The organism is Acetivibrio clariflavus DSM 19732, assembly GCF_000237085.1.
In the GTDB taxonomy this organism is placed as follows: domain Bacteria; phylum Bacillota; class Clostridia; order Acetivibrionales; family Acetivibrionaceae; genus Acetivibrio; species Acetivibrio clariflavus.
Map to the genome: position 1 here is coordinate 3114278 of NC_016627.1, position 11925 is coordinate 3126202.

Annotated in this window: 10 protein-coding genes and 3 pseudogenes; 4 read left to right on the forward strand and 9 right to left on the reverse strand. The window is 34.5% G+C overall.

Annotation, left to right across the window (positions count from 1 at the left end; all coding sequences use genetic code 11):
• Nucleotides 1–14: 14 nt before the first annotated feature.
• The 7 genes and pseudogenes from CLOCL_RS13055 to CLOCL_RS13085 form a co-directional block, all read right to left on the reverse strand.
• Complete coding sequence (locus CLOCL_RS13055; protein ID WP_014255793.1) at nt 15–1679, reverse strand: RHS repeat domain-containing protein; 1665 nt, start codon at nt 1677–1679, stop codon at nt 15–17.
• A 418-nt stretch (nt 1680–2097) separates the two neighbouring features.
• Nucleotides 2098–2874 (reverse strand): hypothetical protein, encoded by a 777-nt coding sequence (locus tag CLOCL_RS13060; protein WP_014255488.1) that lies wholly within the window; start codon nt 2872–2874, stop codon nt 2098–2100.
• Nucleotides 2875–2974: 100 nt separating this feature from the next.
• Entirely contained in the window at nt 2975–3781 is an 807-nt protein-coding gene (locus CLOCL_RS23245) for a polymorphic toxin-type HINT domain-containing protein (protein WP_245532794.1), read from the reverse strand.
• 303 nt (nt 3782–4084) lie between these two features.
• Nucleotides 4085–4369 (reverse strand): TIGR04540 family protein, encoded by a 285-nt coding sequence (locus tag CLOCL_RS13070; protein ID WP_014255794.1) that lies wholly within the window; start codon nt 4367–4369, stop codon nt 4085–4087.
• A gap of 24 nt (nt 4370–4393) precedes the next feature.
• Nucleotides 4394–5188: pseudogene (locus CLOCL_RS23675) on the reverse strand (ExeA family protein).
• 2 nt (nt 5189–5190) lie between these two features.
• A complete protein-coding gene (locus CLOCL_RS13080) occupies nt 5191–6549 on the reverse strand; it encodes an IS481 family transposase (protein ID WP_014255795.1) in 1359 nt (452 codons plus the stop codon).
• Nucleotides 6550–6708: 159 nt separating this feature from the next.
• Nucleotides 6709–7299, reverse strand: a complete 591-nt coding sequence (locus tag CLOCL_RS13085) for a hypothetical protein (RefSeq protein WP_014255796.1) — start codon at nt 7297–7299, stop codon at nt 6709–6711.
• A gap of 493 nt (nt 7300–7792) precedes the next feature.
• Here CLOCL_RS13085 and CLOCL_RS13095 point away from each other — a divergent pair, with 493 nt between their 5' ends.
• From CLOCL_RS13095 to CLOCL_RS13110, 4 genes and pseudogenes are all read left to right on the forward strand, one after another.
• The gene (locus tag CLOCL_RS13095) at nt 7793–8017 is read left to right on the forward strand and encodes a hypothetical protein (protein ID WP_014255797.1); all 225 of its coding nucleotides are present in this window, start codon (nt 7793–7795) and stop codon (nt 8015–8017) included.
• Nucleotides 8018–8427: 410 nt separating this feature from the next.
• Nucleotides 8428–9613: pseudogene (locus CLOCL_RS13100) on the forward strand (IS110 family RNA-guided transposase).
• A 143-nt stretch (nt 9614–9756) separates the two neighbouring features.
• A pseudogene (locus CLOCL_RS23260) lies at nt 9757–10164 on the forward strand (HNH/ENDO VII family nuclease).
• A complete protein-coding gene (locus CLOCL_RS13110) occupies nt 10164–10595 on the forward strand; it encodes an SMI1/KNR4 family protein (protein ID WP_014255798.1) in 432 nt (143 codons plus the stop codon). Before CLOCL_RS23260 ends, CLOCL_RS13110 begins: the two are co-directional and overlap by 1 nt.
• 296 nt (nt 10596–10891) lie before the next feature.
• Here the strand turns inward: CLOCL_RS13110 and tnpA are convergent, their stop codons facing one another.
• Nucleotides 10892–11347, reverse strand: a complete 456-nt coding sequence (tnpA, locus tag CLOCL_RS13115) for an IS200/IS605 family transposase (protein ID WP_014253709.1) — start codon at nt 11345–11347, stop codon at nt 10892–10894.
• A gap of 235 nt (nt 11348–11582) precedes the next feature.
• On the reverse strand, nt 11583–11783 hold the full coding sequence (locus CLOCL_RS13120; protein WP_014255799.1) for a hypothetical protein: 201 nt from the start codon (nt 11781–11783) through the stop codon (nt 11583–11585).
• Nucleotides 11784–11925: the final 142 nt, after the last annotated feature.

Below are 11925 nucleotides of genomic sequence, written 5' to 3' on the forward strand. Positions count from 1 at the left end.
ATGGAACAATCCTTCTAAGCTTCGCCATACAGGCCTATTAGCAGGCGCATTGGTAATATATTTTTTACATGCTTCTTCCACTGCTTATGTGTGGTCATATCCCAAGCACGCATTGTTTTCGGATTCCAAAAGTCTGGTCCATATTCAAATCTTTCAGCTTTCATTAGACTCTTGAGTCCAAAAGTGTTGGATGCTCTATTTTTTACTGCAGTATCAATAATACTACTCCTAAATCTTGCTGCTTGGGAGCCTCCCTGAAGTACTCTATTAATCTCTCCTTCGCCAGCACCTAAACTTAATAGTTTTGCCCTATTTCCCATTGCAATAGCATCATCTACCTCACTAACTACTTTTTTATGTATCTGTTTTAATCTCATTCCTCTATACTTATCGGCAATCCAACCAAACGGACCTCCTGAACCAACATTTTTATTTACAGGACTTCTTGTCGCTTTACTAAACTTTGGAAGTTTGCTCTTTAGTTTACTACTCTCAGCTTTTGCAACTGCCTGAACTTTTGTCTTGACCCCGCTAAGATTGTTAAGAACCTTGCTCTTCACACTGTTGGCTTTTTTCAGTACATTTTGACCAAAAGCAGTCTTAGCAAGCTTATTCATTCCCTTCTTGGTAAGGTTTCCTGCAAGTTTGCCTGCTCCCATGGTCAATAAATCTGTTGCACCTACTCGCAATGATTCTTTTACATTAATCTTTTCTAAAGATCCTCCATTAGCTATGAATTGCCCTACTGCATTTCCAACTACTGATCCTGCTGCACTTGCTGCTGCAGCTGCTATAAACGACGCTCCTCCTGTTGCTGCTCCGATACCTCCGGTGATTGCACCTTCTGCAAATGAGCCTAGATACACTTTCCAATCTGTATTAAATTTCCCATCATCCATAAAGTCTGATACAGCTGTTATTGCAGTGTTTACCAATCCTCCGATTAAAGCTCCGGCAGCTATATGCAACCAATGACCGTTAGGATCATCATATGTTATTGGGTCATTCTGGCAGTATGTATAGAGGTTCAAACTAAGTGGATCGTTGTACTCTCCGGTATATGTATCTTCCGAAATAAACCTTGCTATTTTCGGATCATAATATCTTGATCTCAGGTAATAATATCCTGTATCGTCATCATAATAATATCCTGAGTACTTATACGGATTTTGTTTGCTTTCCAGTTGATATAATATGTTTCCAAATATATCATAATCATACTCATTTACTGTATTGGCTGCACCATCTATAAGTTTTACAACATCAGCATGTCCATTGTATAGATAATACAGAGTATCGGATTCTCCCTTAATATTACGGGCAATCAGGTTAACTCCCTGAACATTATGGCTTTCTGCTCCATCGCTTCTTACTTCAAGCAATATACTCTGTCCATCGTAGTAATACTTTGTGGTTACTCCGTCTACTGTTTTTTCCACTCTCAACCCGAAGGCATCATATTTACTTGTTGATGTACTGTCCTGTGTCTTTGCAACTTTTAACTGATTAAACCCATCAAACGTATATTCAGATACGTTTATTACATCCCCTGGCTCTGTTGCAGCTACCTTTATCTGATTACCATTTCCGTCATAGGTGTATACAGTAGTAATATTCGAACCATTACGCACTTCTAAAACATCTGTCAAACGGTTTGATTTATCATAATGGTATGTCAATTTTGAACTTACATCATTTAATACATCTTCAACTGTTTGTGTATTTCGATTACCTGCTCCGTCATAGGTGTAAGTTGTTTTTCTTCCACCCGGTTCAACTACTGCTCTTATTCTACCTAAATTATCATATTCAAAGCTTGTTTTTCCTTTTGGCTCGATCTTTGATATCTGTAAACTATTTTCATCATACTCATACTCATAGATATCTACCGATGAACCTACTTGATTGACAAGCTTTTTTAATCTGATTATCTCATTGTAAGTACCTCTATACTAAGTATACATTATTTAACTGTCCTTTCCAAGGTTAATTGTAATAGAACACTTTTTTACTCCCAAATTCTCTTTTCCATAATTATATTATCTTTTCAACAAAAAATACTTTTAATTTTTTGTTTTAACCTTCTACATTTAATGGTTAGTCTTCTGCTTGTTGCATCCTCATACTCAAGTTTTTGTTGGCTAAAGTTCTAATCTGGTTAGCATACTTTGCATTTTTAATATTTCGCAACTCATTTAGTATATAACTAGGAGTTACTGGATTTTCAGCAATTGCTCTTAAGAATCGACAATTATTTGATTTATAGTATTTATTAATCTGCTTAATACTTTTAGTTTTAGTTAAATGCTTTTCAATGCTTTGCTCAATTACTAACCTTTTCAATTCTTCAAAATTTGTTAGTGAAAATAAACTCTTTAATAAAATTCTTCGCTTTTCATTACTTGTATAATCCATATTTATCAAAACTCTCCATAGCCATTCATTATCTTTGAACTTCCTTAATAGTTCAACAAAATCATAACTTGAATAGTTTTCATCGATAAAATATCTCTTCCCTAAGGTAATAACAGCTTCATCCACTTGGTATGCTATTTTCAATAAAAATTTATCTGATAATGGTAAATGTCCTAATGTTTGAATAGCTATATGATTATTAATAAGATAATCAATAAACTCATCTTTTAGAGAATCTTTATGAATATAGGGTAAACATTCACTCCAGAATCTTTCTTCCAGCTTGGTCCCTTTTAACTTTTCCTTAACAATATTAATTAAAGTCTCATGCAAAATACAAACATCTTGATTATACAAGCATTTATATAAGTAAAATTCATCATTTATTATATCTCTTAAATCAGTTAGAGAAGCTTCCTTCACAAAACTAAACCAACCAATAACATTTTCAAATTTCATAAAATCATCCCTTAAATTTAATAATATGGTTCTACCTTAAATATATTAGAAATACTTATTCTAAATGTTTAAGGTAGAACCGCAGACTGTCATAAATATATTACGTACGCTTTATCCATCTTTTTATTTGTTTTATAGTTTTAGTTATCTTGTCCATATTATTTTCTATAACTTTCTTCTGTCTAGGCGTTAATGAATAACCTTTAAGTGGCTTTCCACGTGGGCCTATATGAGATACAGGTCCTCCACCTTCAACATGTAAGTGCACTGGATCGCCATGATCGTTTGATCTATATTTATGATCAATTCTTACTCCATTTTCAGTAACCACTTCATTTTCTGGCAAAGTTACTTTGTGCTTCAATCTAGTTTCAGCTTTCTTACTATAACGTCCACCATATACTAGCTCATCATATTCTCTAGTTATGGACTTTCCATTAGGTCCTGCAATCTCAGCAACATTACTAACTCCCGTATTAGATTTATAATTTCCTGTAGGAATAGGACACTTTTTATTACCAGCATTATGTACCAGAACCTTACTCTCTGATACCAAGTATGTGTGCCAGTCTTCTACCTCGAAGTTATAAGTCTTTACAGGCTCTTCCAGTCTCTCACGGCGAATTTCTTTTATTTCAAGTACTTCTCCTGAGTAGAGCTTTACTTTATCTCCCTCTAGAAGATTCCCTGCTTCTACCCAACCTTTTCCTTCAACCCAGAACGGATGTGGTGCGGTAGATTTTATCTGTGAATATCCTACATATATATGAATTATTTCATATGTCTCATTTACAAATAGTTGCTTAACCGTTTTTAGTCCTTTTTCGCCTGTATCGACATTTACTGAATATACTTGGTCTCCAACCTTTATGTCTTCTATCCGTTTATGTCCGTCTTTTGTATACACAAGTGTATCGGCAGTAAAGCACATTCCTAATTCTGGATGCTTACATTCTCTCTTTACAATTGACTGAACTTTTGTCTTAACTCCGCTAAGCTTGTTAAGAATCTTGTTGTAGTTTTCTAATTATATCAGGTCAATTTTACCATAAATTAGTGATAATTTTCAAATTGGGACAGGTGTTCACAATTTAGTTTTTCAAATTGTAGTAGGATTCAAGGTGAAATTTAGAAAAAATAAGTATTGCATAATAGTTCCGATGTTATATAATAAAAAAGAGCAGAGATTAACTGCCCTTTAATATTTAGATTAGGTTATAGATAACTGAAAATCTCTAAGCATTAATTCTACGACTTCACAACGTTTTTTACCTATACGGTTGATGACCGTTGGGTTGAGGCTGCCTGATGCAGAGAATAACTTTTTGCCATGATAAGTGGCATAGAGTAGAATGAGTTCTTGAAAGACTTTTTCATTCATTTGTTTTGATATGTAAGCATCACTGGCAGCTTTAATTTGTTCTGCCAGGAGCTTTACGGTTTTTGGGTTTCTTAATATATCGATTTCGTACTTTTTGTACCTTTTTTGTACCATTTTTTGAACTAACCTCCTTACATATCAAAATCTTTTTGACTTAGATAAGACAATTTCTTCGTCTATCTGTTTCTGTTTTATTGAGCAGGCATACATAAGGCTTGCAGTTACAAGACTGTTAACAAGGCGCGGTACACCTTTCGATGCAGAATATATGGCTTCTATTGCCGGTTGGGTGAATATATTTTCATGTAAACCGGCAGCTTTCAGTCTCGTACCTATATAATCCGGCAGCTCTTCAGGTTTTAATCCCTGCATTACATATTTTACGGCTATACGCTGTTTTAAAGGTGCATTTACAGCCAACTGCAATTTATTCCTGATTTGAGATTGGCCTGACAATATCAATATAAAAGGGTTTTCAGAGTCCATTTTAAAGTTAAACAAAAGCCTAAATTCTTCAAGTATACTGTTTGAAAGCATCTGTACCTCATCGAGCATAATGACGGGTGTAATCCTTTGGTTATAGTACAGGGACATTATCGCTTGCTATATCTGATGAAACATTGTAACTTTTTTGTACGAAGGCATTTCTCCCAAGGATATTAACAATCCCCGGTAAAAGTCCATTACGGTAACTGTTGACAAAGAAAAATAGCAAGGTTTGTAGAGTCCGGGATTTAATCCGGTTGAAAATTTTCTTAAAGCTGAGGATTTTCCCATCCCCGGTTCTCCAATTAAAAGAAACATTCCACGTACGGTTTGGATATATTTAAATCTTGAGTTCAATTCCTTCATATCTTCACTTACATAAACATAGGAAATATCTACTTCTTTTCCGAATGGATTGTATTTTAATCCGAAAAACTGCCTAAACATAGCTATTTCTCACCCTCCATGATTGATTTAAAGGAAATGGTTTGTTTTGATTTTGGGGAGTCGATAAATACTACAGATACTTCGTTATTTTCCAAATCTACTGTCAGTCCGGGTTTTTCAGGTCTGCCTCTTCGTTTCATATGAGCATTGTCATTGAAATTAACCTGCAAAGCTTCGCCGATTTTTTTGCCTTCATGATATATGAATACCGGCATAAAAGGTATATCAAGCCATTGAGGGTCGTATCTTATCTCAACTCTTAACCCTGGAAATTTAATATCAGTTTCATACAATATATTGTTTATGGGAAATGTACCGTCATGGTTAATCTTTCGTTTTATACGCAGAAGGAACTTCTCTTCCAGCTGCGCAGGGTCGGTACAGAGTTTTACCCTTGTGACCTGTGACATGAAGAAATCTAATGGAGTTAATCCGTTGAGGGATGAATGGGGTTTCTTATGATAATCCTCATCAAGCCATTTCCAAAATCTTAAATTCAAGTCTTCCAAGCTCTTGATATTGTTCATATCAAGTGAAGATAAAAATCTTTTCCTGACGGTTAAAAAGAATCTTTCTATCTTGCCCCGAGTGTGAGCAACAAAGGGTTTGGAATGGATAAGAGTGCAGCCTGTGTTTGCACACATGAATTCAAACTGCTGTGAACGATAAATCTTGCCGTTATCTGTATAGAGTATGGAAGGAATGCCTCTTTTCAGCACTGCTTCTTTAAACAAATGCCTTAATGCCTCCAGGTTTTGCGTATAGTAAAATTCACCATGGAGTACAAGCCTTGAAGCATCATCTATATATGCCAACAGATAAGTGGGCTTTTTCTTTCTGCCATCCTGTATGTAAGGCCCATACATTAAATCGCCATACCACAGCTCATTTATGTACTGATGTGCAAATCTTTTAATCTCTTTCTCCTCTTCGGCTTCATGAAGGCTTTTACATTTTGAAAAATTTAAAAACCTGTACAGTGTTGTGAGTGATATCTGTCCTTCTTTTAGTATGCCTTCTTCTATCAGTTTGTCATAGATGATTGTATTGGGTGCCTTAGGGTATGCCTTTTTTATCTCAAGGATCTTTTCAGCAAGTTTCAAATCTATTTTTCTGGAACTTCCTTTATCACTCCGATATCCGGGTTTTAATGCTTCCAGTCCTCCACGCATATAATCACAGTACCATGTTTCTATTGTTTTGGGCAAATATTTCTTTATGCCGTAGTGCGGCATTTCTATAGGCAAAGATGAAATTTGGGCATAATACTCCTTGCGATTATCCACCTGTCCATTCAGTATTGGACTTATCAGTGAAAATCTTTTTAATGCAATGGCATTTCTTACTTCATCGCTTAACATATTTCAGACCTCCTGTTACATTTTCAGGAAGCCATGACCGGTCAGGCCCTTCTTTATTTCGAATATTACCACAATTGTTTGTTCAAACATAGGAAAATATAGTGTTGCAGGCTTAAAATTTCAAAAGAACTTTTTCGAATCCTATTTTATTGCTATAATTTATTTTGCAAGGAATATTTTAGTATTTGCCTGGTGGTATTTTTGAGAGAATGAGTGAATATTGGAATGTTCATTTATTATGGCTAAAACATTTCTTGCTTTTTCTGTTTTTTCAAATTTTTCATCCGGCAATTTCACTCCATGTATTACTTGTCTTATTCCATTTTGTATCATATCGATGTTTTCAACGAATTTTTTTCTGTAATAGTATAAAATTTGCCTTGAGAACTGTAAATCATGTTTCCGGTTTAAGTGTTTTATGAGTGAATTAATGGTGCCTTTGCGATAAAATGATTTGTATAAATATTTAAAGATATGATTTAGTGCATTAATAAATCGAGATAAACAAAAATGGGGAATGTATGATATGGTAGACCTGTATAAGGGGCATATGTAACGTCTGATAAGTATTTGTCCTTTATATTCCTTTGAATAAAAGTATCTCTCATAGAATCCATGTTTTTTGAATTTGACCATCTTATTGCATTTTGAATTATGGCATCTTTTAATAGGTGAAGATGGAAAAGAATAATGTCTTCCAAGTCTAACGTATTTATGAATTCCTTCTTTTACAGTAAAAATATATTGCATTAACATCACCCTCCTGCAATGTATTGTAAAAAAAATATTCCTACTGTAAAGTGAAAATATTTTTTCACATTGCGAGAGGATTAAAACATTTTTCAACTATTTTAATGTGATAAAATCACGGTAGATTTACCTGTATTAAAATGAAAATTTACACTATACTTTTCAAGCCATTTGCCCAATGAGGTATGGGAAAAGACCTTAGAAAACGGATAGATTAAAAAAATGGTTTTACTTGATGATGGTATTTTGTTTGAAAATATCAAATGCAGAAAAACCATTACCAATTACAAGAAGGAAGAATATACCCAAGAAGCCCTAAAATCAAGAGGTTGGAAAAAGGTTTAAGTTAATATAATCCGTAAAAATGAATCTGTTTTTGTGGTGTTTTGTCTTTTTTAACCGTTTTGGCAAATTCCAGTTGGTTGTAAAGCCAGTAGACCACATGTAATGAGGATTTTGTAAGGATGATTTTATTCAGAAAGGATTTTTAATAATGGAAAATTTAGAAATATGCTTTGATTTTAAAACATCAAATTTTGAGTTAATGAAAAGGCTTGAAGAATTTTGTGGTGAACTTGAATTATCACCAAATGAAGTGATTGAAATTGCCATTGACAGTTTTTTAAATGATTTTAATGAAATAATAGCACTTTGGACTTGTAGAAAGGCTCTAATTAAAAGACCATACGTAAAGCCAAAGCCTGGAGATGTTTTTTAATACATTTTAAATTATTGCAATTTGTAAAAAGGATTCTGTTGCTGTTCCAATTCAGAGCGTAAAGGCGGTTTGGTTTTGTCCGTTTGCCTGTAGAGCCTGAATGGGGCATGTAGTAAGGACTTTGTAAATATTGCGGTTACTGGTTTTGTAAGGCTTATTGTTTTTGTGTCGGTCAATAGTAGTAAAGAAATTGTGTCCAAGCGGAGCAGTACAGTAAATTTTAAATTAGGCTCGTGAAGCCATATTCACGTAATTTGTCACATAAAAAATAGACAGGTTTACAACTCCCTTGCAGGGTCGAAAGGCTTAATGCTCATAAAGTGCGGTTGCCGATAGGTTTTGTGGAGACATGAGAAAAGGAGAGGATATTTATATACGAGAAAAGAAAAACAGCTTTTATTGGGATTGACATGCATAAAGATATTCATGTTGCAGTTGTAATAGATTGCTGGACTAATATTTTAGGTGAAATTACTTTTGAAAACAGACCTTCAAAATTTGATAAATTCATGCAGGATGTCAAAAAGATTTAACCCCATGTTTCGGGCTTGAAGATACCAGAGGATTCGGAAGGAATTTTGCTTCTTACCTTTTAGTGCATAAATTTACTGTAAAACATGTAAACCCTGCTTATACTGATTCCATGTGGTCGAGTGCCCCAATGAGTAAAAAAATTGATTCGTTTGATGCGTTTTGTGTTGCCAAGGTTTTGCGTGATATGGTCGATACTTTGCCAGATGAAGAACATAATGACTTACATTGGACTATTCGCCAACTTGTGAAACGCAGGAACAGCCTTGTTAAAGGGATTGTTGTTGCCAAGAATCAGTTGAATTCCAATTTAACAAATGTCTATCCAAGTTACAAAAAATATTTTTGTGATGTGGACAATAAAACAGCCTTGTTATTTTGGGAGAAGTACCCATACCCACAGTATTTAAAGGGTATAAAGCCGGAAACGCTTTTAGAGGAATTAAGGACAATACATAAAGGAATGAAGCAGGAATAGGCAGAAATGATATTGACATTATCGGAGCAGAATAGCCCTAAAGAAAAGGAATTCCAGACCGAAAGAGACTTGATTATTAAAAGCCTTGTAAGGGAAATACGGTTTAAAAAGCAGGAAAATGAGGACATTGATAATGAATTGAAACTGCTTGTTGATTTGACAGGGTATAAACTGCAAACAATGCCCGGAATTAACTTGATTACTGCGGCAAATATTATTTCCGAAATTGGCAATATTGAAAGGTTTCCGAATTCTGATAAATTAGCCCAGTTTTGCGGTGTATGTCCGGTTAATTTCAGTTCGGCAGGAAAAGCAAAGACCAAAAGAGCAGGCAAGGGAACAGGGTTTTAAATGCTATATTTCACTTTTTGGCTATTCAGTTGGTGCAAATATCACCAAACGGAAAGCCAAGGCATCCAGTATTTAGAGAATATTTTGAGGGTAAAATTAAAGAAGGTAAAACGAAGCCCCAAGCCCTTGTTTGTGTGTCTCGCAGGGCTGTTAGAATTATTTATGGCATGATGAAGTCAAAGACGGAATACAAGCCGTTTGAGAAGGTTCAAGAAGTAAAGGAAATACAGGAATAAAGAGTATTTCAATTGTAAAAATGATATGGTAAAATATTAAAAAAAGCCTTTATTGATAGGGTTTATATACTGTTTGTTTTTTTGAGGGAGTTAAAAGCAAACGGAGTAGTTTATAGTTACTGACTTCAATAATGCGGGAGTTGGTGGGGGGTAAAAATACTTATTCACCAATAGAATATAATGGAACAGTCAAAGTAAACAATAAAGTTAGAGATGTTAGTAGAAAAATATATCAAAGAAGTGACATTGACTGGAATTATGTTGACCCTGATACTGGATTAACCAATCTTCAAAGAGCTGCAAAAGGAAGACCCCCAATAGGACCTGATGGTAAACCAGTAGAATTACATCACTTAATACAACAAGAATCTGGTCCAATGGTAGAAATTTTACAGTCATCCCATGATTAATATGCCAAAGCTTTGCATGGCTTAGTTGAAGATGGAGCAAGCTTTAGAAATAATCCAATCCTTGATAAACAATATAACAACTTTAGGAAAGGATATTGGAAATGGAGATCAAAGCAAATAACGGAAGGTGGTAACAGATAATGGATTACAAAGAAAAGATTCTAAGATTAATACAAGACTATGGCGAAGAAGATGATTTTACAGGTGGCTCAAATAGTGCTGACATACTTAAAGTTGAAGAAATGTTAGGGCTTAAACTTCCAAAAAGCTATAAATGGTTTATTGAAAATTATGGTCATGGGGGCATTAACGGTGTAGAAGTATACGGTATATCAAAAGCAGATATCCCTTCATGTGTAAGGCATACAAACAACTATAGACAGTACGGATTACCAGTAGACCTTGTTGTAATAGAAAATTGTGACGAATGGCTATACTGCATAGATACTGGAAAAATGGTTGATGATGAATGTCCAATAGTGCGCTGGGATAAAAATAGTAAATCTACATTTTTAAGCTTTAACAATTTTTACGAATATTTATATAACAGATTTAATGATAATATTGATTGATGCTTAGCTATTAAAGCCGGATTCAGAAATGTTTCCGGCTCTAATTTTATCTTTAGTCTTAAGCTGGTTATTCCTTAAATGTTTTGATAAAATAGAGCTAAATAAATGCAAGCGTCAAACAGGCCCGCACATGAATGACACAATCATTAATCATGACCACCCGTAAAACGGGTGGTTTGCTCAGCCCTATAAGGGCGTGTTACCGGCCAGCGCCTAAAGACGCTGGCTTTCACTTCGTTCAAGCCACTTTGCCTTTGTCACTTTTGCAGTCCCTAAAGGGACGAACTTATTACCAACTACCCCTTAAAGGGGTCTTCATACTCTTTCACACTTAACTTATCTATCATTATGTCATGTTTATATTGCTCTTGTATGTATTTCTTAATTGTTGCTTCATTTAGTCCTACTGTACTTACATAGTATCCTTCCGCCCAAAAGTGTCTGTTCCCAAACTTATATTTTAAGTTTGCATGTCTATCAAATATCATAAGTGCACTTTTCCCTTTCAAGTATCCCATAAAGCTTGATACACTCATTTTGGGTGGTATGCTTACTAACATATGTATATGGTCTGGCATCAAATGTCCTTCTATTATCTCGACTCCTTTATATTTGCATAGTTGTTTTATTATTTCCCTTATACTTTGTTTGTATTGATTATAAATTATTTTTCGTCTATACTTAGGTGTAAATACTATATGATATTTACACATCCATTTAGTTCGTGCTAAACTGTGTTCTTTGTTTGCCATTAAAATCACCTTTCCTTTTGTTATTATAGTAGCTTGAACAACTCTATTATAACGGAAAGGTGATTTTTTTGTATAACTCCTGTCTCGCACCCGCATAGCGGGTGGTTTTTTGATTCACACGCTTTGCGTGTGAATCAGGCTAAAGCCAATAATAAAAATGGTTGAAAAAGTTTTGTAAATCAATAAAACTTTTTCAACCAAAACTTAATCTTTAATTTTTACAACCTATGTGCATCTAAATTAAGTTGGGTCTCTTTCCGCCTAACCATTCATTGAAAGCATTGGCAATTTCCATCCTGAACTCTTCATCTGACAAACCAAGAGATGTTCCAAGTTCATATGCCTGATCTACAGTATCAGCAAATCTTTCCGCTAATTCGCTGTTCTCATGCCCCATATGGAGAAAATGTTCTATTACATAACCAGAATAATCCAAATCAAAAAAAATAACGTTCTATTTCACCATTAATAAAATCCGTGATAAATTTGATCATAAATATCATATGTTTTCCAACTTTCATTCGTCTTCCTCCCAGGCATATTTCTCAGGCTCTGTTCTTTTGGATTGCGGTATAAAC

Coding starts and splice junctions, on each gene's coding strand:
- CLOCL_RS13060 (WP_014255488.1), bottom strand. CDS start 2,874: ATGAAATTTGAAAATGTTATTGGTTGGTTTAGTTTTGTGAAGGAAGCT.
- CLOCL_RS13080 (WP_014255795.1), bottom strand. CDS start 6,549: ATGTTAAGCGATGAAGTAAGAAATGCCATTGCATTAAAAAGATTTTCA.
- CLOCL_RS13085 (WP_014255796.1), bottom strand. CDS start 7,299: ATGCAATATATTTTTACTGTAAAAGAAGGAATTCATAAATACGTTAGA.
- CLOCL_RS13095 (WP_014255797.1), top strand. CDS start 7,793: ATGGAAAATTTAGAAATATGCTTTGATTTTAAAACATCAAATTTTGAG.
- CLOCL_RS13070 (WP_014255794.1), bottom strand. CDS start 4,369: ATGGTACAAAAAAGGTACAAAAAGTACGAAATCGATATATTAAGAAAC.
- CLOCL_RS13110 (WP_014255798.1), top strand. CDS start 10,164: ATGGATTACAAAGAAAAGATTCTAAGATTAATACAAGACTATGGCGAA.
- tnpA (WP_014253709.1), bottom strand. CDS start 11,347: ATGGCAAACAAAGAACACAGTTTAGCACGAACTAAATGGATGTGTAAA.